The 26,433-nt window shown below is 59.3% G+C and carries 23 protein-coding genes; 15 read left to right on the top strand and 8 right to left on the bottom strand.

The genetic code is table 11. From position 1 onward, the window contains the following. The first annotated feature begins 1 nt into the window (after position 1). Entirely contained in the window at positions 2-1,450 is a 1,449-nt protein-coding gene (locus tag GS612_RS08945) for a TrkH family potassium uptake protein (RefSeq protein WP_171639700.1), read from the top strand. Then, positions 1,450-3,024 (top strand): thiamine pyrophosphate-binding protein, encoded by a 1,575-nt coding sequence (locus GS612_RS08940; RefSeq protein ID WP_171639699.1) that lies wholly within the window; start codon positions 1,450-1,452, stop codon positions 3,022-3,024. Before GS612_RS08945 ends, GS612_RS08940 begins: the two co-directional genes overlap by 1 nt. A 51-nt stretch (positions 3,025-3,075) precedes the next feature. Here the strand turns inward: GS612_RS08940 and GS612_RS08935 are convergent, their stop codons facing one another. Further along, positions 3,076-4,815 (bottom strand): serine protease, encoded by a 1,740-nt coding sequence (locus GS612_RS08935; protein ID WP_171639698.1) that lies wholly within the window; start codon positions 4,813-4,815, stop codon positions 3,076-3,078. Positions 4,816-5,021: 206 nt separating this feature from the next. On the opposite strand from GS612_RS08935, the gene GS612_RS08930 reads away from it, so the two are divergent. Then, positions 5,022-5,951 carry a glycine--tRNA ligase subunit alpha gene (locus GS612_RS08930; RefSeq protein ID WP_152457612.1) on the top strand — a complete coding sequence of 310 codons (930 nt, stop codon included), beginning with the start codon at positions 5,022-5,024 and terminating at the stop codon, positions 5,949-5,951. An 8-nt stretch (positions 5,952-5,959) separates the two neighbouring features. On the opposite strand, the gene GS612_RS08925 is transcribed toward GS612_RS08930, so the two are convergent. After that, the gene (locus GS612_RS08925) at positions 5,960-6,592 is read right to left on the bottom strand and encodes a MarC family protein (RefSeq protein WP_171206867.1); all 633 of its coding nucleotides are present in this window, start codon (positions 6,590-6,592) and stop codon (positions 5,960-5,962) included. Positions 6,593-6,670: 78 nt separating this feature from the next. On the opposite strand from GS612_RS08925, the gene GS612_RS08920 reads away from it, so the two are divergent. The 9 genes from GS612_RS08920 to glmM all read left to right on the top strand — a co-directional run bounded on the left by GS612_RS08920 (position 6,671) and on the right by glmM (position 18,941). Continuing rightward, positions 6,671-7,192 carry a DUF6446 family protein gene (locus tag GS612_RS08920; RefSeq protein WP_171170622.1) on the top strand — a complete coding sequence of 174 codons (522 nt, stop codon included), beginning with the start codon at positions 6,671-6,673 and terminating at the stop codon, positions 7,190-7,192. Positions 7,193-7,200: 8 nt separating this feature from the next. Further along, positions 7,201-8,409 (top strand): sodium/glutamate symporter, encoded by a 1,209-nt coding sequence (gltS, locus tag GS612_RS08915; RefSeq protein WP_171639697.1) that lies wholly within the window; start codon positions 7,201-7,203, stop codon positions 8,407-8,409. A gap of 9 nt (positions 8,410-8,418) precedes the next feature. Continuing rightward, positions 8,419-10,638, top strand: coding sequence for a glycine--tRNA ligase subunit beta (gene glyS, locus GS612_RS08910; protein WP_171639696.1), 2,220 nt, complete (start codon positions 8,419-8,421; stop codon positions 10,636-10,638). Between the two features lie 89 nt (positions 10,639-10,727). Next, a complete protein-coding gene (locus tag GS612_RS08905) occupies positions 10,728-13,268 on the top strand; it encodes a pyruvate, phosphate dikinase (protein WP_171119583.1) in 2,541 nt (846 codons plus the stop codon). Between the two features lie 187 nt (positions 13,269-13,455). After that, complete coding sequence (locus GS612_RS08900; protein WP_171231857.1) at positions 13,456-14,097, top strand: cell wall hydrolase; 642 nt, start codon at positions 13,456-13,458, stop codon at positions 14,095-14,097. A gap of 73 nt (positions 14,098-14,170) precedes the next feature. Beyond that, positions 14,171-15,547, top strand: a complete 1,377-nt coding sequence (locus GS612_RS08895) for a multicopper oxidase family protein (protein WP_171639695.1) — start codon at positions 14,171-14,173, stop codon at positions 15,545-15,547. A 101-nt stretch (positions 15,548-15,648) separates the two neighbouring features. Further along, the gene (locus tag GS612_RS08890; RefSeq protein WP_152457620.1) at positions 15,649-16,569 is read left to right on the top strand and encodes a dihydroneopterin aldolase; all 921 of its coding nucleotides are present in this window, start codon (positions 15,649-15,651) and stop codon (positions 16,567-16,569) included. Beyond that, on the top strand, positions 16,566-17,564 hold the full coding sequence (gene folP / locus GS612_RS08885; RefSeq protein ID WP_171639694.1) for a dihydropteroate synthase: 999 nt from the start codon (positions 16,566-16,568) through the stop codon (positions 17,562-17,564). The genes GS612_RS08890 and folP overlap by 4 nt, the downstream gene beginning before the upstream one ends. A gap of 33 nt (positions 17,565-17,597) precedes the next feature. Beyond that, entirely contained in the window at positions 17,598-18,941 is a 1,344-nt protein-coding gene (gene glmM, locus GS612_RS08880) for a phosphoglucosamine mutase (RefSeq protein WP_171228515.1), read from the top strand. On the opposite strand, the gene GS612_RS08875 is transcribed toward glmM, so the two are convergent. Further along, positions 18,938-19,840, bottom strand: a complete 903-nt coding sequence (locus GS612_RS08875; protein WP_171639693.1) for a DMT family transporter — start codon at positions 19,838-19,840, stop codon at positions 18,938-18,940. The genes glmM and GS612_RS08875 overlap by 4 nt on opposite strands. 131 nt (positions 19,841-19,971) lie before the next feature. Further along, positions 19,972-20,994, bottom strand: coding sequence for a ketol-acid reductoisomerase (ilvC, locus tag GS612_RS08870; protein ID WP_171170636.1), 1,023 nt, complete (start codon positions 20,992-20,994; stop codon positions 19,972-19,974). Positions 20,995-21,125: 131 nt separating this feature from the next. Between ilvC and GS612_RS08865 the strand changes: the two genes are divergently transcribed. Together GS612_RS08865 and GS612_RS08860 are read left to right on the top strand one after the other, a co-directional pair. Next, on the top strand, positions 21,126-21,581 hold the full coding sequence (locus tag GS612_RS08865; protein WP_171119589.1) for an Lrp/AsnC family transcriptional regulator: 456 nt from the start codon (positions 21,126-21,128) through the stop codon (positions 21,579-21,581). Beyond that, positions 21,578-22,036: an Lrp/AsnC family transcriptional regulator gene (locus GS612_RS08860; protein ID WP_171639692.1), complete on the top strand. Its 459-nt coding sequence runs from the start codon at positions 21,578-21,580 to the stop codon at positions 22,034-22,036. Before GS612_RS08865 ends, GS612_RS08860 begins: the two co-directional genes overlap by 4 nt. Positions 22,037-22,042: 6 nt before the next feature. Here the strand turns inward: GS612_RS08860 and GS612_RS08855 are convergent, their stop codons facing one another. Next, on the bottom strand, positions 22,043-22,744 hold the full coding sequence (locus tag GS612_RS08855) for a GntR family transcriptional regulator (protein ID WP_371809324.1): 702 nt from the start codon (positions 22,742-22,744) through the stop codon (positions 22,043-22,045). Between the two features lie 229 nt (positions 22,745-22,973). Here GS612_RS08855 and GS612_RS08850 point away from each other — a divergent pair, with 229 nt between their 5' ends. Next, positions 22,974-24,101, top strand: coding sequence for an aminotransferase class V-fold PLP-dependent enzyme (locus tag GS612_RS08850; RefSeq protein ID WP_171639691.1), 1,128 nt, complete (start codon positions 22,974-22,976; stop codon positions 24,099-24,101). Between the two features lie 12 nt (positions 24,102-24,113). On the opposite strand, the gene GS612_RS08845 is transcribed toward GS612_RS08850, so the two are convergent. The 3 genes from GS612_RS08845 to GS612_RS08835 all read right to left on the bottom strand — a co-directional run bounded on the left by GS612_RS08845 (position 24,114) and on the right by GS612_RS08835 (position 26,363). Next, positions 24,114-25,310, bottom strand: coding sequence for a UbiH/UbiF family hydroxylase (locus tag GS612_RS08845; protein ID WP_171639690.1), 1,197 nt, complete (start codon positions 25,308-25,310; stop codon positions 24,114-24,116). Positions 25,311-25,384: 74 nt separating this feature from the next. Continuing rightward, positions 25,385-25,633, bottom strand: a complete 249-nt coding sequence (locus GS612_RS08840) for a hypothetical protein (protein ID WP_171639689.1) — start codon at positions 25,631-25,633, stop codon at positions 25,385-25,387. An 85-nt stretch (positions 25,634-25,718) separates the two neighbouring features. Further along, a complete protein-coding gene (locus GS612_RS08835; protein ID WP_171639688.1) occupies positions 25,719-26,363 on the bottom strand; it encodes a pyrimidine 5'-nucleotidase in 645 nt (214 codons plus the stop codon). Positions 26,364-26,433 lie beyond the last annotated feature (70 nt).

Raw genomic sequence — 26,433 nt, 5'->3', positions numbered from 1 at the left:
TATGATGGATCTTCGCCCGGTCGGATATGTGATTGGCTTGCTGGTCGCCATTCTTGGGGCGACCATGCTGTTTCCTATGCTCGCGGACATTATCGAAGGTCGCGGCGAATGGAATGTGTTCCTGGAAAGCGCGATAATCACAATGCTGACCGGATCCGTCCTGGCGATGAGTTGCTCGAACGGCGTGGGCGAGGGGCTGACCATCCGGCAGACCTTTTTGCTGACAACCGGCGTGTGGGTCGCGCTGCCGGTGTTTGGTGCAATCCCGTTTCTGTTCGGTGAAACCGAGCTGCGCTTTGTCGATGCCTATTTCGAGGCGATGTCAGGCCTTACGACGACCGGTTCGACCGTGATATCAGGCTTGGACACGCTGCCAAAGGGCCTTTTGTTGTGGCGCGGTATCCTGCAATGGCTGGGAGGCATCGGTATCATCGTCGTCGCGATGGTATTCCTGCCCGAATTGCGGGTTGGTGGCATGCAAATCTTCCGCTCGGAAGGGTTTGAGACCATGGGGAAAATTCTGCCTCGCGCGCAGGAGATTGCGGGGCAGATTTCCCTGATCTACGTCTTCCTGACACTCGTATGCGTGCTGGTCTATGCCGCGTTTGGGATGAGTTTTTTTGATGCGTTGGTGCATGCTTTCACGACAGTGTCCACGGGCGGTTTTTCGAACTATGATGCCTCGTTTGGAACCTTTTCAGGCCCGGCCGAATATGCTGCATCCGTCTTCATGATTTTGGCGGCTCTTCCCTTTGTGCGCTATGTCCAGTTGGCCAATGGCCATACGGCGTCCTTATGGAAAGACAGTCAAATCCGGGCATTTCTGGCGACCATTCTGGTTCTGGTTGTCATCATGTCAGTCTTTCTGACCTCGGTCTTTCCGCATCACTGGGAACAGGCGTTCCGCGAGTCATTGTTCAACATCACCTCGATCATCTCGGGGACAGGATACGCCAGTGTCGATTACATGGGGTGGGGCAGCTTTCCGATCATGCTGTTTTTCCTGATCGGATTGATCGGTGGATGCGCGGGATCGACGGCGTGTTCGATCAAGATTTTCCGCTATCAGCTGCTGTTCGCCTCAATCAAAAGCCAGATCAAACGGATCCGGTCCCCGCATGGCGTGTTCATGCCGCTCTATGATGGAAGGCCGGTCGGACGGGACGTTCTGACATCGGTGATGAGCTTTTTCATGTTCTTCGTTTTGTCGATGGGGGTGTTGTCCTGGGCGTTGGCACTGACAGGTCTGGACTTCATTACTTCGGTGTCCGGGGCCGCGACGGCGCTGGCGAACGTTGGACCGGGTCTCGGCGATCAGATCGGACCGGCGGGTAATTTTGCGGGTCTCAACGATACGGCCAAATGGCTGCTGACAACTGGAATGCTGGTCGGGCGGCTCGAGCTTTTAGCGGTATACGCGATCTTCACCGTTCAATTCTGGAGAGGCTGATGAAAAGACCCCTTGGCGCGCAAATCTCGCATATGCTCAAGGATCGTGGCGTGGATGTGATTTTCGGTATACCGGGCGTCCACAACCAGGAAATGTATCGTGGTATCGAAGAGGCCGGCATTACGCATGTTCTGGCCCGGCACGAGCAGGGGGCCGGATTCATGGCTGACGGATACGCACGCGCGACCGGCCGCCCCGGCGTCGCCTATGTGATCACCGGCCCCGGTTTGTGCAACATCATGACCCCGATCGGACAGGCCTACAGCGACTCGGTTCCGATGCTGATTCTGTCCTCCTGTCTGGATGAAACGCAGGCTGTCCGGGGTCAGTTGCACCAGATGAAGGATCAACGTGCCGCCGCCGATACGGTTGCGGATTGGTCTGTACAGGCCAACTCTGCCGAAGCTGCCTATGGGCTGATAGAGCGGGCGTTTGAAGAATTCGAGCTTTCGCGCCCGCGCCCCAAGCACATTCAGGTGCCCATCGCGCAGTTGCAGGCCGAGGCCGACCCCGCGCCGTTCCCCAACCAGCCCGCGCTGCGCACCAAAGCCTTGCCGCCTGACGTGTCATCGGTCGTGTCCATGTTGAACCTGGCCCGCAGACCGCTATTCATCCTGGGCGGCGGATGCAGGTCGAATGATTGGCGGCAGATTTTGACACAGCTGGGGGCGGCCTGTTTTACCACCTATGCCGGGCGCGGGCTGCCGGGCGCAAATTATCCGCTGGACTTCGGGTCCATGTTGCCGCGTCCGGGCAGCGCCGAGGTAATCGCGTCGGCGGATCTGGTCGTTGCGGTCGGTGCCGAGCTGGGCGAGGTCGATTTGTGGCGGCAGGATTTGGGGCACAAGGCGACCTTGATACGCGTTGATCTCGACCCCGAGGTTCTGTCTGATCGCCACCGCGCCGCCATCAAGCTGCAAGTCGACAGCCAGAGCTTTGCCCGCGCCTTGTGGCACGTAACTCAGGACATGAAACCAGCAACAGGCTGGTCGCCCGAGGAAGTCGCCGAGATGCGCGCCCGCTGGCGTGCCGAGGTGGATGCCGAGCGGCCCGGAATCGTACCGATCGCAGATGCCCTGCGCGCGGCCATGCCGGCCGACACTATGATCTATTCGGACATGACGCAGTTTGCCTATGTCGCCAAAGAGGTATGGGACATGGCCTATCCTCATCACTGGCATCATCCGACGGGGTTTGGCACCCTTGGCTATGGGTTGCCCGCCGGTATTGGCGGGGCGGTTGCCCGGCGCGGCAAACCCACGGCGGTTATCGCCGGGGATTACGGGTTCCATTACACAATGCAGGAACTGGGCGTGGCGGTTGAGTTGGGATTGTCGCTGCCCATCATTCTATGGGACAATGGCAAACTAAAGGAAATCGAGGATAGTATGGTGCGCAGCCAGATCGCGCCCAACGCGGTCATGGCGCATAATCCCGATTTCTGCAATCTTGCCGAAGCCTTTGGTGCGCGCTCCTCGGCGCCTTCGAATGTGGCAGAGATGCAAAGTGCAGTAAGGGCCGCATTCGATGCGCCTGTGCCGACCTTGATCCACGTGACACCTGATATTCTGTAACGAAAAAGCGCCGCACTTTCATGCGGCGCTTTTTGCTGAGGTGCTGTCTGATCAATCCCAGCAGTGAACCAGAACCGTCATGCCGGTTGCGCGCCGGTTCAACTCATTGGGCGATATCTGTATGGTTTCTTCGCTCGATTGACCGGACACTCCGGCCTCTGCAAGAATTTCGGTCAACCGATCAACGGTGGCCGCAAGGCTGACCGAAGCGGGCAGGGTGCGCCCTTCGGACGGTGTGGGCAACAACATTCCGACGACGTTGCCGCTGTCGTTGAAGACCGGGCCGCCTGCATCACCGGGTTGGGCGTTCAGCGCCAGACGCTTGACGCCGGTCTCACCGCTCAGCCCACGTATGTCCGCGACCTGCCCGTAGGTCAGGGTGGGGCCACCCAATGCGCCCTGATAGGAAAAGCCGGACACGGCCACTTCCGACTTGATGCGCGGCTTGGTGGCACTGAACGCGGCGACGCTCATGGGGGCGAGCGTTTTTGCAGGGCGCAGGACCGCCACGCCAAGTTCAGGGTCAGTCAGGGCCAGTTGAACCTCTTGATCACCATCCAGAGTGATCCGCGTGCAGCTCTCCGCGGCCTCGGAAACCGTCAGTACTGTCCCGTTCTCATCCGCGAAGAAACCAGAGCGCGTCAGCCGAGGCTTGCGGACCTGAAGGCCCGACACCAGATCGATGCGCTGTTCTGCGGAAGCACCGGCGGCGGCATCCAGAACCGCATCCGTCGTGCTGAAGCTGGACGTCATCGCTGACAGAACTCGCAGGCGACGTGCCTCGTCTCCTTCGGGCCAGACAAGGGTGAAGCCCTTGATTTTTCCATCGGCCAATTGCGCTTGCGTAAAGGACACTTTGCCGTTGCCGCGTCCTTCAAGGGTAAACCGGTCGCGGCCCAGTTCACGAGGGCCATTCAGTGGAACGATCTCAAGCGATTGCATCACCTCATAAAGCGCGCGGAGCGTGTTCTTGTCCCCCTCTTGGCTGATCAGCAGCGCCTTGGCGTTCAGGTCAGAGCTGCTTTTGAAATGTGCGAAGGGCGCCTCATAGCGATCAAGGATGACAGCGCCCAGAGGCATGTCGAGCACGATCCCGGCCTTGTCGTCGGAATACCGCTCCATTCCGACAGAGATCAGCGGCGCGTTGTATTCATCCATCAGGGCCTTGCGCTGCAACGTCGTCAGAACGCCCGTGGCGTCAAACCCGTTATAGCGCTGCCAATCGCTCATCGATCGGCGGGTGCCTTGCCCGAACGCACCATCAATGGTCGAGTTGTAAAACCCCGCCGCGCGCAGAGCCGTTTGCAGATCCTTGCGTTCCTGCGCGGTCAACAGACGTTCGGACTGAAGCGCCTGCGCACGGGTTTCATCCGAATCCTGTGGTGTGGCGACTGCCGGAGCCTCTTCCGGTTGTGCCGCTTGTTCAATTGGTGCCGCGACGGCGCCACGGTTCAGAACGTTTGCCCCGATGGGCCAGAACTGTTGCCCCATCGCGCTGGAAAACGCGATGTAACTGTCGCGCGGGATCTGGCCTTCGGCCCGATAGACGCGCAGCACCTGTTCGGCATCGGTCCGCGCATAGGGGCCGATGACGATCGCGTACCAGCCGCTGTTCAGGCGAAAACCGTTCACATCCGGCAAAGCACTGGCATAGGCCTGTGCCCGTTCCTGCGCTTCGCGCAGTGATGGCTGGGCCTCGACCTGGACCCAGACGCCGGGATCTTGTTGTGCGGTTGCGGCGCGCAGGCCGACCAGAAGAAACAATAGGATTGCTGAAAATACGCGTGTCATAGTCTGCCCGTCTTATGCAGTGTTCATGCTTTGGCGCAGAATACGCGAATTCATTTGCGAAAAGCCATGCCGCGAATGCGGGGAATTTACGGTGTGGCCCTGCAGATACAGGCTTGGCCCCAAGCCCCGTTGACGCCCCTTTGCCCCTTGCATAGGAAGGGCAAAACCGACCGGAACCGGGCGCAAAGGCGCCCAGAGGGAATGCCATGACCGAACCGACCAGCGCACCGCGTTCATTTCAGGAGATCATCCTGCGGCTTCAGACCTATTGGGCGTCTAAAGGCTGTGCCATTCTACAGCCCTATGACATGGAAGTCGGGGCCGGAACGTTCCATCCCGCGACCACCCTGCGCGCGCTTGGCTCGAAAGCCTGGGCTGCGGCTTACGTTCAACCGTCACGCCGCCCGACGGATGGGCGTTATGGCGAGAACCCGAACAGGTTGCAGCACTACTATCAGTACCAGGTGCTGATCAAACCCAGCCCACCGGATTTGCAGGAGCTGTATCTGGGAAGCCTCGAGGCGATTGGCATCGACATGGACCTGCACGACATCCGTTTTGTCGAAGATGACTGGGAAAGCCCGACGCTCGGCGCGTGGGGTCTGGGTTGGGAAGTCTGGTGTGACGGAATGGAAGTCAGCCAGTTCACCTATTTCCAACAGGTTGGCGGCCATGACTGCGCGCCGGTATCAGGCGAGCTGACCTATGGGCTTGAGCGTCTGGCCATGTATGTGCTGGGCATTGATCACGTGATGGACATGCCGTTCAATGACCCCCAGTCGCCCAGTCCTTTGACTTACGGCGATATCTTCAAGCAGACCGAAGAGGAGTACGCCCGCTGGAACTTTGACGTGGCAAACACCGAGGTTCTGCTGCGCCACTTCGAAGAGGCCGAGGCCGAGTGTGCCGCCATTCTGAGCCAAGAGCATGTGGACCCGAAGACGGGCAAACGCATCATCATGGCGCACCCGGCCTATGATCAATGCATCAAGGCCAGTCACATCTTCAACCTGCTGGACGCGCGCGGCGTGATCTCGGTGACCGAACGGCAGGCCTATATCGGGCGCGTCCGGGCGTTGGCCAAACAATGTGCGGATGCGTTCGTGCAGACCGAGGCCGCCGGGTTTCAGGCCTGATGAGGCAATCAGGCCAGCCCGGGCAAAAGCGCCTTGAGCCCGTCTGCGATCATGCTGACGGCAATGGCGGCAAGGATCATACCCATGAAGCGGCTCATGATCACGCGCGCGTTGCTGGACAGGCGTTCAGCCAGCCAGGCGGCGTTCCAGAACGTGATCAGAAGCAGACCGACCACGACAAGAAATACTCCCATAAAAACAAAAGCCTCGACCGTGGTTTTAACCTGATGTGCGTACAGGATCAGGGTGGTTATTGTGCCGGGGCCCACAAGAATGGGAAAGGCCAGCGGGTAAAAGGCGACCGTATCGGTTTCGGGGTAAGCTTCCTTCTCTCCTTTTGTTCCATGATGAGAGGTGCTTTCGTTTCCGTTCAGCATGTTGAGGCCGATCATCATAACGACCAGGCCGCCGGCGACGCGCAGGTGATTGACGCTGATGCCAAAAAGGCCAAGCGCCTGACTTCCGACCAGCGCAAAGGCACCGCCAAGGATCAGGCAATAGATCACCGTCTTCACCGCAATCTTGCGCTGGTCGGCAGCAGGCAGATCCTGAGTGACGCTCAGAAACACCGGCAGGTTGGAAACCGGGTTCATGATGGCAAACAATGCGCCGAAAAAACCGACAGCAAGCGTGGATTCCATGGTGTTGACCTCATTGATGCCTGTACCCGGACGAAACCTGTCCTATTTTACAAGAACTTGAAAGAGGCAGCCTGAAACATGACGGGAAAACTGCTGGCAATTGTTCTGTTGTTGTCGGCCTTGGTGGCCGGGGCCGGAATGTATTATTTGCAGATTTACGGTTTCTACTATGAGGTCGAACCGCAGCCCGGCCAGGACGTGGTCCTGATGACGGACCAAAGCGATGCGCCTGTCCCAATCACCTATTCGGACTTTCAGGCGATCGATGCAGACAGTTCTCCGATCCGCTACCGAGGCTGTTTTGAAACGGATCTGAAGCCGGATCAGATGGCCGGGTTTATTGCTGTTGAAAACCCAGAACCCTTGACCGCGCCGGGTTGGTTTGACTGTTACGACGCCGTTTCGCTGGGCGATGCACTGAAATCGGGGCAGGCGCAGGCGTTTTTGAGTGAGAAGAACATCCATTTCGGCGTCGACCGGATCGTGGCGATTACCAGGGATGGCAAGGGATATGTCTGGCACGCGTTGAACAACTGCGGTGAAAAAGCCTATGACGGTACGGTGGTGGGTGAGGAGTGCCCGAAACGCCCTGAAAACTGAGGAAAACCATGGCTGACGCCGTTTTGATCCCGGACTTCATTACTGCAACTCTGGGGTTTGCGGTGTATTTGTTGGGTGCCCGGATCAACGGCAAAGTCGCAGTTCTGAGGCAGTTCAATATTCCTGAACCGGTCACGGGCGGCCTTTTGGCTTCGCTCGTGGTTTTGCTTCTGTATCTCTTTGCCAATGTTGAGCTGTCATTCGAGTTGCAGACCCGGGACGCTCTGCTGGTTCTGTTCTTTGCCGGGATCGGACTGAACGCGCGGCTTTCTGACTTGATTGCCGGTGGTAAGCCTTTGTTGATCCTTCTGATTTTGACGCTTGTCACGATTGTTGCGCAGAACGTTATCGGCGCGGCAGGGGCTTCCTTGTTTGGCTATCCGGCGCAAGCAGGCGTTCTGTTCGGTTCGGCCGCTTTGATTGGTGGACACGGAACCGCAATCGCATGGGCACCCGAAGTTGCCAGCGCAACGGGTCTGGACGGTGCAACCGAACTTGGCGTTGCCGTGGCGACGCTCGGACTGGTGCTTGCTGCGCTGGTGGGTGGCCCCATCGCCCGTCTTCTGGTGGAAACACGAGGCCTGTCGCCGGACCGACCTGACGAAGAACATACGGTCGGACTGCCGGAAGAAACGACCGCGGCCACCGAAATTGACCATGTGACAATCATGCGCGTGCTGCTGCATCTGAACCTTGCGATTATTCTGGGCTATGCGCTGGGCGAGGCGATTTCGGCCGCTGGGCTGAAACTGCCGCTGTTTGTGCCCTGTCTGATCATGGGCATCGTGATTTCGAATGTCCGAGCGGCCATCGCTCCGACCGCGCCGCCGGTTGCACGGACACCGTCGCTGGCATTGCTGTCTGAATTTGCGCTTGGGGCCTTTCTGGCAATGTCACTGATGAGCTTGCAGTTGTGGACCATCGCGGAACTGGGTGTGGCAATTGCCGTGATCATGACGGCGCAAACGGTGTTTACGGTCGTCTTCGTGATTTGGGTACTGTTTCCCCTGATGGGCTCGAATTATCGCGGAGCGGTGCTGGCAGCGGGCTTCGGAGGCTTTGCCCTGGGCGCCACACCCACGGCGATTGCAAATATGACGGCAGTAACCAAGCGATATGGGCCGTCGCCTATTGCCTTTATTGTGCTGCCCCTTGTATCCGCCTTCTTTGTGGATATCGCCAATGCCATCGTCATTCAGACGATTGTGAACTTCTAAGGACCGACTATGCCCGACCTGCTGATCGAACTGTTTTCCGAAGAAATTCCTGCGCGGATGCAAACCCGTGCCGGTGAGGATCTGAAAAAGCGGATTACCGATGGCCTGGTCGAGGCCGGTTTGACCTATTCAAACGCGGCCGCACTGACCACACCCCGCCGCCTGACACTGGCGGTGGAAGGTCTGCTGGCGCAAAGCCCGACAATCCGGGAAGAGCGCAAAGGGCCCAAGGTTGGCGCGCCGGACAAGGCGATCGAAGGTTTCCTGCGCGGCGCGGGCCTGACCCGCGACCAACTGGAAGAGCGTGAGACACCCAAGGGCGCTGTCTATTTCGCCACCATCGAGAAACCGGGCCGCCCGGCCGCCGAGATCATTGCCGAAGTGCTGGAAGCCACCATTCGCAATTTCCCATGGCCCAAATCCATGCGTTGGGGCAGTGGCAGTCTGCGGTGGGTGCGCCCGTTGCATTCCATTCTGTGCATCTTGTCCGATGACTCCGGGGCGCAGGTTGTTCCGATGCAGGTCGATGGCATCCGCTCCGGTGACACCACGGTCGGTCATCGTTTCATGGCCCCCAACCGGTTCCCGGTTACGTCTTTCGAGGACTATGCCGCCAAGCTGAAACGCGCATTCGTTTTGCTGTCACAGGATGAACGTGCCGAACACATCTGGAATGATGCGCAGAACATGGCTTTTGCCGCCGGTCTGGAAATCGTCGAAGACAAGGGGCTGTTGGCCGAGGTTGCCGGGCTGGTGGAATGGCCTGTGGTGTTGATGGGGAAAATCGACGAGGAATTCCTCGAATTGCCGCCCGAGGTGTTGCAGACCTCGATGAAAGAGCATCAGAAGTTCTTTTCGGTGAAGAACCCCAAGACCGGTCGGATCGAGCGTTTCATCACCGTCGCCAATCGCGAGACCACCGACAACGGCGCGACCATTCTGGCCGGCAACCAAAAGGTGCTGTCGGCGCGTCTGGCCGATGCCAAATTTTTTTGGGAAAACGACCTGCGCATTGCCAAAGCGGACATCACCCAATGGACCCGCGCGCTGGAGAACGTGACCTTCCACAACAAGCTGGGCACCCAGGCCCAGCGGATCGAGCGCATCGCCGCGCTGGCCCGCGAACTGGCCCCCGTAACCGGCGCCGACCCGGATCAGGCCGAGAAGGCCGCGCGCCTGGCCAAGGCCGATCTGAGTTCAGAGATGGTCTATGAATTTCCCGAACTTCAGGGGCTCATGGGGCGGTATTACATCGAAGCCGCCGGCGAGGATTCCGCGGTGGCTGCTGTTGCGCAGGAACATTACTCGCCGCTGGGGCCGTCGGATGATGTGCCTGCGGCACCTCTGTCGGTCGCCGTGGCGCTTGCGGACAAGCTGGACACGCTGACCGGGTTCTGGGCGATTGATGAGAAGCCGACTGGCTCGAAAGACCCGTTTGCGCTGCGTCGCGCGGCCTTGGGGGTGATCCGGTTGATCCTGAACAATGATCTGCGGCTGAAGCTCGACCGTTTCTTCGACGCACAACTCGTTCGGGCCGAAGCGGCTTCGAACGAAGCCTTGCACGACGGGCACGTCGCAGAGCTGTTGGGTGAAATCGCGGACCATGGCGTCTTTGGCGCGGCGTTTCAGGCGGTCAAGGAAAAGCTGGCCGAGATGCCGAACGGCGATTTCCTGCGATTGGAAAAAAAGGTACCCGATACGTCCGATGACCTTTTGTCCTTCTTCCACGACCGCCTCAAGGTCTTCCTGCGTGACGAGGGCATCCGCCACGACATCATCGACGCGTGCATCGCGATGGAAGGCAATGACGACCTCAACCTGCTGGTCAAACGTGCCCGCGCGCTGAACGCCGTGATCGCGACCGAGGATGGGGAAAACCTCGTGCAGGGGTTCAAGCGAGCCAACAACATCCTGACCCAGGCCGAGGAAAAGGACGGCGTGGAATACTCTTACGGTGCGGATGTGAAATTCGCCGAGACCGACAGCGAGAAGGCGCTTTTCGCGGCTTTGGATGGGGCGCAGACGCAAATCGACGTGGCCCTGAAATCCGAAGACTTCCCAACTGCAATGGCGGCCATGGCCGCGCTGCGCGGGCCGGTGGATGCGTTCTTTGAAGACGTACAGGTCAACACCGACAATGACGTGATCCGCCGCAACCGGTTGAACCTGCTAAGCCAGATTCGGCAGGTTTGTTCCAGCGTGGCCGATCTGTCGCGGATCGAAGGTTAAAACTTCGGGCACGCAGCGATGCGTGCCCACAACGCCCTTGCACGAAGGGCGCAAGCGCTTATGCTGCACGCAAATCAAAAGGTGCTGCAGTGCAGAATAATCCGCATACCACGCTCATTACATCCGATGCGCCGGTCACGGCCCATACCCATGGCGGGCGGGCCAAGTGTCTGCAGCGGCTGGTCCGACTGGACCTGCCGGTGCCCCGGACCGTCGCCTTGTCGTTTGATGCGGTCCATCAGATTGCGGAAGGCGACGTTCCGAACCTTGACGCGATCCTTGAGCAATTCGATCCCACGACTTTGCTGTGCGTCCGACCAAGTTCTGAAGATCCCGATTGGGGTGGGCCCGGTGCGGTTCTGAACATTGGCATGAATGATGCCCGCTATGTGGACCTGTCCGACACCATGGGGGCAGAGGCCGCTGCTGCGCTGTATCTCAGGTTCGTTCAAAGCTATGCGATCCACGTGGCGCGGCTGGACGCGGATGTGTTTGATGACATCGACATGGATGGCAGCGAGGGCTTGCGCCATTCCCTGCGCGCGTACGAAGATGAAACGGACGAAGCCTTCCCGCAGGACCGGGGTGAGCAGTTGATCGGGGTTTTACGCTCGATGGCCCGCGCATGGGACGGGACATCCGCCCGGCTGTTGCGGCAGGCCAAGGGGGCCCCGGCAGATGCGGGTCTTGGGCTTGTCATTCAAGAGATGATCCCGGGCGTCGGGCAGGGTGAGTGCGGATCAGGCGTGCTGCAACTGGTCGACTCCACCACCGGAATGCCGCAGATCACGGGGCGCTACCTGAGCCAGAGCCAGGGCCGGGATGCGCTGGGCGAAGATGTGGCCGCGCTGTTTCTTGAAAAAGACCCGCGAGGACCGTCGCTTGAAGAAGTCGCGCCCAAAGCCTTTGCCGAGTTGAAAGAACAAGCCGCGCTGATGCGTGAAAAACTGCGCGAAGAAATGCAGGTCGAGTTCGTCATTCAAAACGGCAAAGTGCACATTCTGGATGGCGTCCGGGTTCAGAGAACGTCGCGCGCGGCGATGCGCATCGCGGTTCGCCTGGCTGAAGACGGGATCATACCGCCGCAAGAGGCGGTGATGCGTGTGGACCCCCATGCGTTGAATGAACTTTTGCACCGCCAGGTCCATCCGGAAGCGCGGCGTGATGTGCTGACGACGGCCATCGGTGCCAGCCCGGGCGCCTCAACCGGGAAAATTGTGTTTACGTCCGCAGAAGCGCAGGCCAGTGCCGCGCGCGGAGAGGCCTGCGTTCTGGTCCGCCGCGAAACCTCGCCCGAGGATGTGCGCGGGATGCATGCGGCCGTAGCGGTTCTGACGGAAAAGGGCGGCATGACCAGCCACGCCGCCGTGATTGGACGTGGACTTGGCCTGCCGTGTATCGTTGGTGCCTCGGACATGCGGTTCCAGACCAAAAAGAAGATGCTGACCGCGCCCGATGGCCGTGTTTTCAAAACCGGTGATATTCTGACCATCGATGGCAGTTCCGGTCAGGTGCTGGCAGGGCAGCCTGCCATGCTTGAGGCCGCGTTGGATGATTGTTTTCAGACATTGATGGCCTGGGCCGATGCCGAGCGTGATATTGACATCCGCGCCAATGCCGACACGCCGGCCGATGCGCAGACGGCGCGCAATTTTCAGGCTCAGGGCATCGGCCTGTGCCGGACGGAGCATATGTTCTTTGAACCCGGTCGCCTGATCGTGATGCGCGAGATGATTTTTGCGCAAACGTCTTCGGGCAGGGCGGCTGTGCTGGAACGTTTGCTTCCGATGCAACGTGAAGACTTTGTTCAACTGTTCAGAATCATGGAAGGGCAGCCTGTCTGCATTCGCCTGTTCGACCCGCCCTTGCACGAGTTCCTGCCCACCACGCGCAGCGGTCAACGGGAATTGGCCGAGGCGCTGGATTTGCCGGTTTCCGATGTCGAACGCCGGGTCAATGCGATGACTGAATACAACCCGATGCTGGGTTTGCGCGGCGTTCGTCTGGGCGTAACGGTGCCGGAAATCTATGACATGCAAGCGCGCGCGATCTTCGAAGCCACGCTTGATGCCAGAAAGAACGGCGCCCCGGTCGTGCCCGAAGTGATGATCCCGCTGGTCTCTGCGAAACGAGAGGTCGAACTGGTCAAGTCCCGTATTGATTCGGTGGCGGCCGCGGTCGCGTCAGAACGAGGGCAGGAATTTGAATATCGGCTGGGTGTGATGGTTGAAACCCCGCGTGCCTGTCTGCGCGCAGAAGAGATCGCCCCGCAGACCGCGTTCATGAGTTTCGGTACCAATGACCTGACGCAGATGACATATGGTCTGTCCCGCGACGATGCTGGCCGTTTCATGTCCGCCTATGTTCGCCAGGGTGTCTTCGGCGAAGATCCGTTCCACGTTCTTGATCCGGATGGGGTCGGGGAATTGCTGAAGCTGGGAGCCGAGCGGGGACGAGCCGCAAAACCGGATGTAACCCTTTCGGTTTGCGGAGAGCACGGCGGAAACCCCGAATCAATCGCCATTTGCAGGGATTTGGGGTTCGACTATGTTTCGTGTTCGCCGTTCCGGGTTCCTGTCGCTCGGCTGGCTGCCGCTCAACTGGCGATTTCCTCCAGACTTGGGGGTTGACAGGGGCTGAAAACCCAAGGATTAGTGGGTTATCCGGACACTCGCAGGCGAAATTTATCTTCGCTGCGGGCAAGATTCCACTTGCATTTTCCGAAAGACTGGACCTTTGCGCTCGATTGCGTTAGATGCCTCGTCGCGCCCGCCGGGGGAGGGTATGGCGCGTGAAGTGCCTGTGCGAGGTTATCTGATGCTACGTTACATAATGGCTGTTGCCACAATGGCGGCAACCGTGCTGCCGAGTGCGTCCTTCGCCGAGAGGGAAGCAATTGATACTGCAAAGAAAGAACTTGTCGCCCGCAGCGAATTGCCGGCGCAAAGCTTTCGCGACTATTTCAAACTGTTCCAACCGCGCAAGTCGGCCAAACCTGTTGAAGTAACATACTCCAAGGACTGGCTTGACCAACAGCCCAAGGCGACCGGTGACGAAAACTGGAAGTGCCTTTCCGAGGCGCTGTACTTCGAAGCGCGTGGCGAAAGCGTGCGTGGTCAGTTTGCGGTGGCCGAGGTCATTCTGAACCGGGTCAAAAGCAGCCGCTTTCCAAGCTCACTGTGTGGTGTGATCCGCCAGGGCACCGGCAAGAAATACCAGTGCCAGTTCACCTATACATGTGACGGTCGCAAAGAGGTCATCCACGAGAAGAAAGCGTATGAGCGCGTGTCCAAGGTCGCTCGGGCCGCCATTGATGGTATCGGCCAAGAGCTGACCGAAGGGGCGACCCACTACCACACGACGGCGGTTCGGCCATCTTGGTCGCGGGTCTATAAACAGACCGCGCGGATCGGTGTGCACATTTTCTACCGCCACAACTATCGGACAGCGAGCAACTGATTGACGCACCCGCGCTGGAAGCTTGGTGGCGCGCGGCAGGTTGCAGTCTATATTGCGGGCCAGGAGGCCCGTAATGCTTTTCACCCGACGACACATTCTGAAAACAGCCGCCGCAGTCACCATTGTGCCGGTCGCGGCCGGGGCCGCCGGTTATCCGCCCCTCAAGGCGCGTCTGAGCCGACAGCGCGTTGCGCCCGATGGGTTTCCTGACACGACGGTCTGGAGTTACGGTGACACAGTCCCCGGTACGATCATAAAGGTCGATCAGGGCGCAAGCGTTCAGCGCAAGCTGGTGAATGACCTTCCCCAACCCACATCGGTGCATTGGCACGGAATACGCATCGATAACGCCATGGATGGTGTGCCCGGCCTGACGCAGGATGTTGTCGAACCGGGCGGCACTTTTGACTATGACTTCGTTGCCCCGGATGCAGGCACCTATTGGTACCACGCGCACAACCAGTCGATGGAACAAGTTGCCCGCGGGCTTTACGGGCCGCTGATCGTTGCAGAGGCCACGGCACCGGATGTCGATCAGGATCTGGTGCTGATGTTGGATGATTGGCGGTTGAACCCTGAGACCGCGCAGATAACGGATGATTTCGACAATGGCCATGATCTGAGCCATGCAGGCCGGCTTGGAAACATCCTGACCGTCAACGGATCATTCGATCCTGCATTTGCGGTGCGAAGAAACGAGCGACTGCGACTGCGATTGGTCAACGCCTCCAATGCCAGGATATTTGATCTGGATCTTGATGGTCTTGCGGGGTGGATCGTTGCCTTGGATGGAATGCCCTTGGAAACACCACTGAGGCTGTCGGGCTCTTTCCCGCTGGCACCTGCGCAGCGCGCGGACCTGATTTTGGATGTCATCACCGAGGGTGAAACGGCAAGCCTGGTCAGTGTCGAAAGAGATGGCTCCTATGGGCTGGCGCGGTTCGAAGTCGGTGGAACCGCTGCCAGGGCGCGCAGGCAGGGCGTGTCAGCATTGCCGCCTAACCCCTTGCCTGAGATCGGAAATATTCAAGAAGCACAAACGCACCAGATGCGTCTGCAAGGTGGTGCAATGCGCTGGCTGGAAAGTGCCCGGCTGGGTGAAACGGAACTGTCTGGCCGCGAGCTGGCGCAGTTGGGCAAGTTCTGGGCACTGAACGGGTACGCCGAGCGCCCCGAAGATCCTTTTCTGGATGCAGCCGTCGGCAGTTTGCACAGGATCGAGTTCGTGAATGAATCCGCGTTTGCGCACGCGATGCATCTGCACGGGCATCACTTCCGATTGATCCTGGGTGATGGTTCACTTGGCCCCTGGCGTGATACCGTTCTGGTCGGGCGGGGACAGACACGCCAAATCGCACTGATCGCGGACAATCCGGGGAACTGGTTGCTGCATTGCCATATGCTGGGGCACGCCGCGTCCGGGATGATGAGCTGGTTTCGGGTCTCGTGACGCCGCATTCGGCGGTTGGAATGGCGCTTGTTTGAATGCTATAGGCCCTCGCAACGCCTATAGTGGGCAAACTATGCAACGAGCCCGAAAAGGCCTGACCCATGAGTTCTGAAATCCGTCTGGCATTCGCACACCCGTCCGAACGGTCCGAGGCGACGTCTCCTCGGGGGCCGTTGGATCGTATCTCGTTGCGCGACCATATCGTCGAAGTCGAAATCGGTGCCTTCCAGGCCGAGCGGGGAACAACCCAGCGGATCTGCTTCAACATCGTGGTCGAAGTCCGACCTCTGACGGACCCGATTGATGATGATGTGGATCGCATCCTGTCATATGACCGCGTAACGGAATCCATCGCCTATGAGCTGGCGGCCGAGCGCCTGAACCTGCTTGAGACATTGGCCGAACGCGTTGCGGAACGCATCCTGCTTGAACCTCAGGCTGTAAGGGTTTTTGTTCGCATCGAAAAACTGGATCGGGGCCCGGGTGCGTTGGGGGTTGAGATCGTGCGCGGAAAAGACTCGGTCCATCATGAGGTGGCCGAAGAAGAACGCCCGCATCCCCGCCTTGTCTTCCTGTCGAATGACGCCATCGCCTCGGAAAACCTGAAGGGTTGGATCGATCAGTTGGAGAACCGCCAGCGCCCGCTGATCCTGTGTGTCGGGGCGTCCGACCTGGCCGCTCCGCAAACGGGTCATGCGATGACGCAACGCCGAATTGACCTGTTGGCAATTGAACAGAATGCCTGGGTTCTGGCGGCACGGGACCATCGCTGTGTGGTGGTCTCAACGCGGACCGAATTGGATTGGGCGATGAAGAATGGCCAGATCTGTGTCTGGGCCCCATCCAAGATCGTACTGGATGCCGTTGACGGCCCGTCTGCCGCCCCGTCGGATGCCGTGGCGCTGGCTGCATGGTTCGCGGCGACCTTTGAAGCGAGCGAAATGATGGTGATCGGCGGCGCATTGCCGACGGAACCCAAAACGCCTTTGCGCGCTGTAGCGGTGGATCAGGCCCAGCTGTGAGAACCTATTTCAGACCACTGGTCCAGCATGGAACGACCCGTCCCGCAGGCGCTGTGCCGCTGGCGGGCCAACCCCTTTGGTTCACCCATGTCGAAGCCCTGCGGCGCGGGTCCGAACCCGAAATCGTCGCGGCCTCGGACGTTCCGTCAGATTACCTGAGCCGTTTGAGCCAACCGCGGGCTGACGTGACGGGCCTTGATATGCAGCTGCCTCATATCATGGGGATTCTGAATGCCACGCCGGACAGTTTCTCGGATGGCGGTGTACACAGCTCGGTAGATGCTGCTCGCGTGGCTGCGGTGAATATGGTGGCGCATGGTGCCGCGATTCTGGATATCGGCGGAGAGTCCACCCGTCCGGGTGCGGATTTTGTCCCGGCCGAGGAAGAAATCGCCCGAACCCGTCCGTTGATCGAAGCGATCCGGTTTGAAACAGGCGCTTTGGTTTCCATCGATACACGAAAGGTCGATGTCGCCAAGGCTGCCTGCGCGGCCGGGGCAGGGTTGGTCAACGATGTCTCGGGCTTCACCTTCGATCCGGCATTGGCACCGTTCTGTGCCGCGCAGGGTGTGCCTGTATGCGTCATGCACATGCAGGGTGATCCGGCGACGATGCAGATCAATCCGCGATACGACAATGTATTGCTGGATGTTTACGATTTTCTCGAAGGCCAGATCGCGTTGCTGGAACGTCTTGGCCTGAGCCGCGATCAGGTCGTTGTGGATCCTGGGATCGGGTTTGGGAAGACCGAGGATCATAACCTGACCCTTCTGCGCAATCTCAGCCTGTTCCACGGCTTGGGCTGCCCGATCCTGCTGGGCGTGTCGCGCAAGGGCTTTATTGGTAGCATCGGAAAAGAGCCTCGCAAGACTGCCCGCGCGCCGGGATCAATCGCGGTGGCTCTGGCGGGATTGTCTCAGGGCGTGCAGATCATCCGCGTTCATGACGTGGCCGAGACCTCTCAGGCCTTGCGCCTATGGGCTGCTGTCCGGTAATCCGGTCGCACGGCAAATCACGGAGTGACACCTATGCGCAAGCTGTTCGGAACCGACGGGGTGCGGGGCACCGCCAACACGCATCCGATGACGGCAGAGATGGCGTTGCGCATCGGGGCCGCAGTCGGGCGGTATTTCCGACGGGACGCGACAGGGGTGCACCGGGTTGTCATCGGCAAGGATACGCGTTTGTCCGGCTATATGCTGGAAAACGCGCTGACGGCCGGTTTGACGTCCACTGGAATGAACGTGCTGCTGCTGGGGCCCGTTCCGACGCCCGCCGTTGGCCTCATGACGCGCTCCATGAGGGCTGATCTGGGCGTCATGATCTCGGCCAGCCACAACCCTGCCGAAGACAACGGAATCAAGTTCTTTGGGCCGGACGGCTATAAACTGTCCGATCAGGCCGAGGTCGAGATCGAAAGACTGATCGACGAAGGCGTCAGACCCGCCCAGGCGCAGAATATCGGCCGAGCGCGCCGGGTTGATGACGCACGGTTTCGCTATGGCGAACGTGTAAAGTCGTCGTTGCCGCGGAACGTCAGTCTGGATGGTTTGAAGGTGGTGATCGATTGTGCGAACGGCGCAGCCCACCGCACCGCGCCGGAGGTTCTGTGGGAGCTGGGCGCAGAAGTGATCCCCGTGGGAATCGCGCCCAACGGCAAGAACATCAATCTCAACTGCGGATCGACCAAGCCACAACTGGCCGCAGAAACCGTTGTCGCGCATGGCGCCGACGTGGGCATTTGTCTGGACGGCGACGCGGACAGGGTGGTTGTCGTCGACGAAACCGGTCAGGTGGCTGACGGCGATCAGCTTATGGCTTTGCTAGCGACGGCATGGAAGAAATCGGGCCAGTTGAAGGGCGACGCCCTGGTCGCGACCGTCATGTCCAACCTGGGCCTGGAACGCCACCTGACAGCGCAGGGTTTGCGTCTGGAGCGAACGGCCGTCGGTGATCGCTACGTGGTCGAACGGATGCGTGAAGGCGGGTTCAACCTTGGTGGGGAACAGTCCGGCCATATCGTGATGAGCGATTACGCCACCACCGGTGATGGGTTGATGGCAGGGCTGCATTTCCTGGCGGAAATGGTTCTGTCGGGGCGCAAGGCATCTGATCTGTCCAAGCAGTTCGAAACCGTTCCGCAGTTGCTGAAGAATGTGCGCTATTCCAGCGATCAAACACCGTTGGAGGTTCAAAGTGTTCAGGCGGCCATCGCCGATGCCGAGGCGCGGTTGAACGGGCAGGGCCGGTTGTTGATCCGCAAATCCGGGACCGAGCCTCTGATCCGCGTGATGGCTGAATGCGAAGACGATGGGTTGCTGACCCAAGTTGTCGACAGCATCGTGGCAGAGGTCGAAGCCGCCACAAGCTAATTCCCGAACAAAACCTTTCGCAGGCTGAACCACTGGCTGATGGCCATGCCGGTCAGGATCAGGGCCAGAGCGATGAAAAAGCGCAGGGGCAGGGCCTCGGACAGGATCCATGCGCCGAACACCATCGACCAGATCGGCACCTGGTAATTCACCAATGTCAGGAAAACCGACCCGGCGCTGCGGGTGATCGAAACGCGCAAAAGGGTGGCAAACGCGGTTGGCAGCAAACCCAGAACGATCAGGGCGATTGTCGGGCGTGGGCCTTGCCAGGTCGGCAGCCCCTCGGTGAGCAGCATTATGGGCAGAAGTAGTGCGGCCCCGACAACCAGCGTCAGGGCAGCCAGTACCAAAGGGTCAATCGGCGGGCAGCGTCGCGTCAGCACGGATGAGCTTGCGTAACACAGCGCCGCCGTGATGCAGGCCAGTTGTGCGACGGGTTCTGCCCCCTGGCCCAATTGTGCAAGGCCGGGTCCGATCAAAACCAGGGCCCCCGAAAAGCCAAGGCACACCCCCAGAAACCGGCGCAGGTTCAGTGGTTCATCCGAGAAGAAATGCGCAAGCGGCAGCACCATCAGCGGGATGGCAGCCATGGACAGCCCCGCAAAGGCAGATGGCACAAATTGCTGCCCCCAACTCAGCAACATGAATGGCACGGCGGTGGACAGCACGCCAATAAGGACAATCGACACACTCAGCGCCGGTGTCAGAACCGGCAGCTTGCGACCGGTCGCCCTCATCATCAGCAGCAGGGTAACAGCGCCCAGCGTGGTTCGCGAGGTGGCAACGGTGATTGGGCCATACCCTTCAAGTGCCATGGCAACGACCATGAAGGTCGCGCCCCAGATCAGGCCCAGCGTGAAGACGCCGCTCCAGTCCTGTTTTGTCGGCTGTTGAACCATTGATTGTCCTGTCGGAACGCGCGGCTGCGCCAAAAATTAAACCTGACCGGCTGTTTATGTGCCTTGCCGGACCTTTGTTCAAACGAAAAGGGCGGCCACATGGGCCGCCCTGTGACAGGCATCCGCCCTTCTTAGTTCTTTTCTTTGTCGACCATCTTTCCGGCCGAGATCCACGGCATCATGCCGCGCAGCTTGGCGCCGGTTTCTTCGATCATATGCTCGTCATTGGCGCGGCGCGCCGCTTTGATGGTCGGCTGGCCGACGGCGTTTTCCAGCATGAAGTCACGAACGAATTTACCCTGCTGGATGTCGTTCAGAACCTCTTTCATGCGCGCTTTGGTCTCGTCGTATTTCAGGATACGCGGCCCGGTGACGTACTGGCCGTATTCGGCGGTGTTCGAGATCGAATAATCCATGTTGGCGATGCCGCCTTCATAGATCAGGTCAACGATCAGTTTCACTTCGTGCAGACACTCGAAATAGGCCATTTCAGGGGCGTAACCGGCTTCGACCAGAGTTTCAAAGCCGCAGCGGATCAGTTCGACCAGACCGCCGCACAGAACCGCCTGTTCGCCGAACAGGTCGGTTTCACATTCTTCACGGAAGTTGGTTTCGATGATGCCCGAGCGCCCGCCACCGATGGCCGAGCAGTAGGACAGGCCGATTTCCAGCGCCTTGCCGGTTGCATCGTTGTGGACAGCGACCAGGCAGGGCACGCCGCCGCCTTTGGTGTATTCGCCGCGCACGGTGTGGCCGGGGCCCTTGGGGGCCATCATGATGACGTCGACGCCTTCTTTCGGCTCGATCAGGCCGAAATGGACGTTCAGGCCGTGGGCGAATGCAATCGCGGCACCCGGCTTGATGTTGTCGTGGACGTATTTTTTGTAGGTCTCGGCCTGAAGCTCGTCGGGCATGGTGAACATGATCACGTCACACCAGGCGGCCGCCTCGGCGATGCCCATGACTTCCAGGCCCTCGGCTTCGGCTTTCTTGGCCGAAGGCGAACCTTCGCGCAGCGCGATGACCAGGTTCTTTGCACCTGAATCGCGCAGGTTCAGCGCGTGCGCGTGACCTTGCGAGCCATAGCCCAGGATGGCCACTTTCTTGTCTTTGATCAGGTTGATATCGCAATCGCGATCGTAATAGACGCGCATTTCGCCGGTCCTTTCTGGTTTGATTGCGGCGGTTGTATCTGCCCGTTCGCGCAATGGCGATAGGGTTGGGCTTGAGTATTTGCAAAAAAGATGAAGAATAATTCGCAAAAAACGGAGACTGTGAAAAAATCATGCTTGATGACATTGATCGGCGCATTCTGCGCCACTTTCAAGCAGACCCGAGCCTGACAACAGCGGAACTGGCCGATCTTTGCCGGATCAGCGCGGGCGTCTGTTGGCGGCGAATCGAAAAGATGCAGGCTGCAGGGATCATCGAAGGTCAGGAGGCCGTGATAGACTGGGCCGCGATGGGATATGCCGTCGAGGTTTCGCTTCGGATCACGCTCGACAAGACGCAGGCCCGCGCTTTCGACGATTTCACGCAGGCGGCGCGTGACGTGGCAGAGGTGATCGAAATCCAGACCTTTCTGGGTCGTGTCGATGTTCGCCTTTCCGTCATTGCAAGAGATATGAAGCATTATCAGCAGCTTTATCGCGACCGGATTCTGACCCTGCCGCATATTGCCGATATCGAGGCCCTTATGCACATCGCGCGGGTCAAGCGGGACGAGGTGCTGCCGGTATGACTGAGCTGGATGAGATTGATCGTCGTCTTCTTCGCGCGCTGCAACAGGATGCCACGCAAAGTGCCGGAGCATTGGGGCGCCGGTTCGGGTTGTCCCAACCCGCCACCTGGCGTCGCATTCGCCGGCTGGAAGAGGCAGGAATAATCAAGGGCCGTCGGCTGCGTCTGAATGCCGAGGCGCTGGGATTCGGTGTCACAGTCTTTCTGGGCATCAAGCTGGGGCGCAAGGGCCAAGTCAGCCTTGAAGATTTTGAGCGCGCTGTCAGTGCCGTTCCCGAGGTGCAGACCGTCGAGCACGTGCTGGGGCTGTATGATTATCGACTGCGTGTCGTGGCCCGAGACTTGGCCGATTTCGAGCGTGTATTGCGGCGCCGGATCATGACTCTGCCGGGTGCAGGCGACGTCGAGGCCAATGTTCTGCTGAGCGAAGAACGTCTGCCCGGTCCCATTGGCTGAACAGAGTCAGTACTTGGTGCGGATGCAATAGCCCGGATGATGCGTCATGCGCGCAAAGGTAAGCGGCCTGTCTTCTTTCCAGGTGGTCCGCTCCATTTGAATCATGGATGTTCCCGCCGTGGTGCCCATGAATTCTGCCAGTCGCGCATCTGCGGAAATGGCACAGAAAGCGACCTCGGCATCGGTGAAAGGTGCGGCCGTCAACAGCCATTCATGTGGCCCCTGTTCGAACAGGTCCGCGTCCTCCACATCAGGTACGGCCTCGATGTTGATCCATCGTTCTTCCATCTGGAAGGGCCGATTGTCCGCATAGTGCATACAGATTACATGTAGAACACGCGCATCCGGTGCCACGTTGATCTGCGAGGAAAGCCATCCTGGGCTGGTGACGACATTCCTTTCCACAAGCGCATAACGATAGTTTGCATTCTGGCTTTCGACCACTTGCCGCGCCAGTGACAATTCGAGTTTGGCGTGTTTGCTGGGCTCTTTCTTGACGCGTGTGCCGCTCTTGCGTTTGCGCTCGACAAAGCCCTGTTCGGCCAGTTCTCTCAAGGCTCTGTTCACAGTGGCCCGGGCGCAATTGAACTCCTCTGCCAGTTGGGTCTCCGTCGGCAAAAGCGATCCTTGTGGCCAGACACGGCTTTCAATGCGTCGTTTTACTTCGTCTCGAACGAACTGGAAGCTGATCCGCTTTTGTATCGTCACGGGTGAATCTATCCCTTCAAGTATAAAGTGTGCGCATCTGTTCAGAAGCAAGTAGAAGTGTAAAGGGGAAGTGACACTGGTTGGCGTCATTTTCGTGCTTTCACGAATTTAAGCGAAAAAAATTATGTGTTTGTTAAGCTTTACGTTGGGTCAAATTTTGCCGCGAAAGGGCTTTACCCGAACTGACAAAGCGGACAAGACTTCGAAAACGCTTTGGAGAGGATGCGCCATGCCAGGCTTGCTGGAAACCGTTGACCCGAACGGGCTCGAAGAATTCTCGGTCGTATTTACGGACCGCTCGCTGAACCATATGTCGCAGAAGTTTCAGCAGGTGATGCGCGACATTTCGGATATGTTGAAGGGCGTGTACAATGCAGATGGCGTCGCCGTTATTCCCGGCGGTGGAACCTATGCCATGGAAGCGGTCGCCCGACAGTTCGGGCACGGCGCAGATGTGCTTGTGGTTCGCAATGGATGGTTTTCGTACCGGTGGAGCCAGATCATTGAAAGCGGGTCTCTGACAAACTCGACCACAGTCATGAAGGCGCGCGAGACTGGCAATTCCAGCCCATCGCCTTTTGCGCCTGCTCCGATCGAAGAGGTCGTCGCCGCGATTCGCGAACAAAAGCCCGGTGTTGTTTTTGCTCCGCATGTCGAAACGTCGGCGGGGGTCATTCTGCCGGATGACTATGTGACCGTGCTGGCAAGCGCGGCGCATGAGGTGGGTGCGTTGATGGTGTTGGATTGCATTGCGTCGGGTTGCGCCTGGGTGGACATGAAAGCCACCGGTGTCGATGTTCTGATCTCGGCGCCGCAGAAAGGGTGGAGCGCCTCGCCATGTGCCGGTCTGGTCATGTTGTCTGAACGCGGAGAGGCACGTCTGGAGCAGACCAGTTCCGACAGTTTCGCCCTTGATCTGAAGAAATGGCGGCAGATCATGCAAGCCTATGAAAACGGCGGCCACGCCTACCATGCCACGATGCCGACCGATGCGTTGCTGGCCTTCCGCGACACCATGGCAGAGACGCGTGAATACGGGTTCGAAAAGTTGCGTGCGGCGCAATGGGCGCTGGGTGACGGTGTGCGATCGATGCTCAAGGACACGGGTGTCGTTTCGGTTGCGGCCGACGGTTTCGGCGCGCCCGGAGTTGTGGTCAGCTACACCTCGGATCCCGAAATCCAGAATGGCAAGAAATTTGCGGCACTTGGCATGCAGATTGCCGCGGGTGTTCCGTTGCAATGTGATGAGCCCGAAGGGTTCAGCACGTTCCGGTTGGGTCTGTTCGGGCTCGACAAGCTGTACGACGTGGACGGCACCATCGCGCGTTTGAAACGGGTGCTGGATCAGGTTCTGTAAGCGGACCGGACCTTAGCGAACGCCGAGGCCCATCTGCATCAAAGTCTTGCGCACTGGCGGCAGGGAATAGAGCGCGCTCAGCCCCATCGCCCGTGCATCCCGCAGCGGCCGCGTCTCGATCATCGAGGCGCGGTTCAGCAGATCAATGCCTTTGATGCGCATCTCGATCTCGGTGTGACGGGCCTTGTGATAGGCACCCAGCATCTGTTCGTCTCCCAGAACTTCGGGCCGGGCCTGTGCCAAATCCAGCAGGCAACGCAGGTCGCCCAGAGACATGTTCAATCCTTGTGCCCCGATGGGAGGCACCACATGCGCCGCCTCGGCCATCAGCGCGATGCGTTCACCCGCCAGCCGTTCCGCCGATTGGCTGATGATGGGCCAGATCGTTCTGCGGGATGCTAATTTCAGCGGGCCGAACAACCCGCAGGACCGAGAGGTCATGGCGGCCTCGAATGCATCGGGTTTCAGGTTCAGGAGTTCAACGGCCTTCGGTCCGCGTTCCATCCAGACGATGGCGGACGAGGGCTGCCCGTTCCAGTCCGGTAGAGGCACCAGCGTGAACGGCCCCCCGGATCTGTGAATTTCGGTCGAAACATTCTCGTGTGGAATTGGGTGCGTCACCGCAAATGCCAGCGCCTTTTGCCCATATCGTGTTGTGTGCACCTTGATGCCGGCTGCTTCGCGCATTGGCGAGTTGCGACCATCGGCAGCAAGCACAAGCTTGCACCGGACGCGGCTGCCATCACTCAGGCTCACGCGGGCCTCGGCGGTTCGGGTAAACAGGCTGGTGGTCGCGGTGCCGGGACGGAAACCGACATTTGGCAACTCGGCCAGTCGTGCCACCATTTCACGGCGCAACAGCCAGTTGGGTAGGTTCCAGCCGAAAGGTTGTTCGGAGATGTCGGCCGCGTTGAAGTCGCGAACGACGCGTGGCTCGGGCAAGTCGCCCCCGGCGTCAACGATCCGCATGACTTGCAACGGGGCCGCCTGTGCATCCAGTCTTGCCCACAGACCGCATTGTTCCAGCAGGCCGCGCGCAGGCTGCAAAAAAGCCGTGGTGCGCAGATCTGACCCGTCCACGTCCCGCTCGGTGATTGGAGGGCTCGGATCAACGCAGATCACTTCAAAACCTGCCGTTCCGAATACCGCCGCAGCGGTCAGACCGGCGATCCCGCCACCGGAAATCAGGATGTCACAGCTGTCGGACATGGCGCCTCTCATCATTCTGGGCAGAACCTAGTTCGGATCTGCCCCGAGTGCCAAGTGACATCCTGTCCCGTATTTCAGCCCCGTGAAATCAGGATGAGGATCAGAAACATCAGCGGCACCATCATAAGGGCAGGGATGTAGAGGCCGGGAAGGCCGAACAACATGATGGAACAGCCCCACATGCTGAAAATCGCAGCGGCGGTGTAATACAAGTCTTCTGCCTTGGCGTTGACCGCCTCGCGCGCCAGCCATCCAAAGACGGGAATTGCGAAGAAAAGGCGCTGCCAGATCGGCAGGCGCAGCGGCATCTCAATCGCGCTCATCGGGGTCTCCATCTGTTCGTCGCTGCAGCGCATATAAGGACGCAGATGGGTGTGCAGAACGTGCAGATCGTCGCACTGTGACAGCCTATCGCAGGCGCGCCAGAAACGCGGTCAGATCGTCCGTGTGATGGTGGATGTGATCGGCTTCATGCGGGTCCGGAGAAACATGAACCGTGCGCATTCCCATCTCGTGCGGGGCCGCGAGATTGCGTGGTTCATCTTCGAACATGGCTGCCATTTCGGTCTGAAGACCGTCTTTTTCAAAAATCGCTTCGAACGCAGCTTTTTCGGGTTTTGGTCGGTACCCTGCATGTTCAACACCGTATATCGCGTCGAACAGGCCTGTCAGGCCGCGTGCCTCAAGGACTCGTTCCGCGTAGGGCGCGCTGCCGTTGGTGTAGACGATCCGCCGGCCGGGAAGGGCGCGGATGTGATCGGCCAGTTCCGCATCCGGGTCCATGTGGCTCATGTCAACCTGATGTACCGCGTGCAGGTAGGGGTCGGGGTCCAGATCATGTTCGGCCATCAACCCGGCCAGCGTGGTCCCGTATTCCCGCCAGTAATGCGCGCGCAGCCGGTCGGCTTCGGCCCGGTCAACACCGATGGCTTGCACGACATAATCCGTCATCAGAACTTCTATCTGATCGAACAGCCGCATATGCGGTGGGTACAGGGTGTTGTCCAGATCGAACACCCATTGTGTGACATGACTAAACGAAGGTTTGACCATGGCTTGGGTTTAGGGCGCAGTCGGTCGGTTTTCAATGCTGTACTTGATCGCCGCCCCCTGTCACGGCTAG

It is taken from the genome of Ruegeria sp. HKCCD6157 (genome assembly GCF_013110685.1).
In the GTDB taxonomy this organism is placed as follows: Bacteria; Pseudomonadota; Alphaproteobacteria; order Rhodobacterales; family Rhodobacteraceae; genus Ruegeria.
Note: the sequence above shows the minus strand (reverse complement) of the source record. Positions and strands in the feature narration are given on the sequence as shown.

What these genes read in the sequence shown, in the direction of transcription:
- GS612_RS08925 (WP_171206867.1), bottom strand. Translation starts at nt 6,592, where the DNA reads ATGGAATCCACGCTTGCTGTCGGTTTTTTCGGCGCATTGTTTGCCATC.
- GS612_RS08890 (WP_152457620.1), top strand. Translation starts at nt 15,649, where the DNA reads ATGAGTTCTGAAATCCGTCTGGCATTCGCACACCCGTCCGAACGGTCC.
- GS612_RS08935 (WP_171639698.1), bottom strand. Translation starts at nt 4,815, where the DNA reads ATGACACGCGTATTTTCAGCAATCCTATTGTTTCTTCTGGTCGGCCTG.
- gltS (WP_171639697.1), top strand. Translation starts at nt 7,201, where the DNA reads ATGGCTGACGCCGTTTTGATCCCGGACTTCATTACTGCAACTCTGGGG.
- GS612_RS08875 (WP_171639693.1), bottom strand. Translation starts at nt 19,840, where the DNA reads ATGGTTCAACAGCCGACAAAACAGGACTGGAGCGGCGTCTTCACGCTG.
- glyS (WP_171639696.1), top strand. Translation starts at nt 8,419, where the DNA reads ATGCCCGACCTGCTGATCGAACTGTTTTCCGAAGAAATTCCTGCGCGG.
- GS612_RS08945 (WP_171639700.1), top strand. Translation starts at nt 2, where the DNA reads ATGATGGATCTTCGCCCGGTCGGATATGTGATTGGCTTGCTGGTCGCC.
- GS612_RS08835 (WP_171639688.1), bottom strand. Translation starts at nt 26,363, where the DNA reads ATGGTCAAACCTTCGTTTAGTCATGTCACACAATGGGTGTTCGATCTG.
- GS612_RS08850 (WP_171639691.1), top strand. Translation starts at nt 22,974, where the DNA reads ATGCCAGGCTTGCTGGAAACCGTTGACCCGAACGGGCTCGAAGAATTC.
- GS612_RS08930 (WP_152457612.1), top strand. Translation starts at nt 5,022, where the DNA reads ATGACCGAACCGACCAGCGCACCGCGTTCATTTCAGGAGATCATCCTG.
- GS612_RS08940 (WP_171639699.1), top strand. Translation starts at nt 1,450, where the DNA reads ATGAAAAGACCCCTTGGCGCGCAAATCTCGCATATGCTCAAGGATCGT.
- GS612_RS08845 (WP_171639690.1), bottom strand. Translation starts at nt 25,310, where the DNA reads ATGTCCGACAGCTGTGACATCCTGATTTCCGGTGGCGGGATCGCCGGT.
- glmM (WP_171228515.1), top strand. Translation starts at nt 17,598, where the DNA reads ATGCGCAAGCTGTTCGGAACCGACGGGGTGCGGGGCACCGCCAACACG.
- GS612_RS08860 (WP_171639692.1), top strand. Translation starts at nt 21,578, where the DNA reads ATGACTGAGCTGGATGAGATTGATCGTCGTCTTCTTCGCGCGCTGCAA.
- GS612_RS08895 (WP_171639695.1), top strand. Translation starts at nt 14,171, where the DNA reads ATGCTTTTCACCCGACGACACATTCTGAAAACAGCCGCCGCAGTCACC.
- GS612_RS08900 (WP_171231857.1), top strand. Translation starts at nt 13,456, where the DNA reads ATGCTACGTTACATAATGGCTGTTGCCACAATGGCGGCAACCGTGCTG.
- GS612_RS08865 (WP_171119589.1), top strand. Translation starts at nt 21,126, where the DNA reads ATGCTTGATGACATTGATCGGCGCATTCTGCGCCACTTTCAAGCAGAC.
- GS612_RS08920 (WP_171170622.1), top strand. Translation starts at nt 6,671, where the DNA reads ATGACGGGAAAACTGCTGGCAATTGTTCTGTTGTTGTCGGCCTTGGTG.
- GS612_RS08840 (WP_171639689.1), bottom strand. Translation starts at nt 25,633, where the DNA reads ATGAGCGCGATTGAGATGCCGCTGCGCCTGCCGATCTGGCAGCGCCTT.
- ilvC (WP_171170636.1), bottom strand. Translation starts at nt 20,994, where the DNA reads ATGCGCGTCTATTACGATCGCGATTGCGATATCAACCTGATCAAAGAC.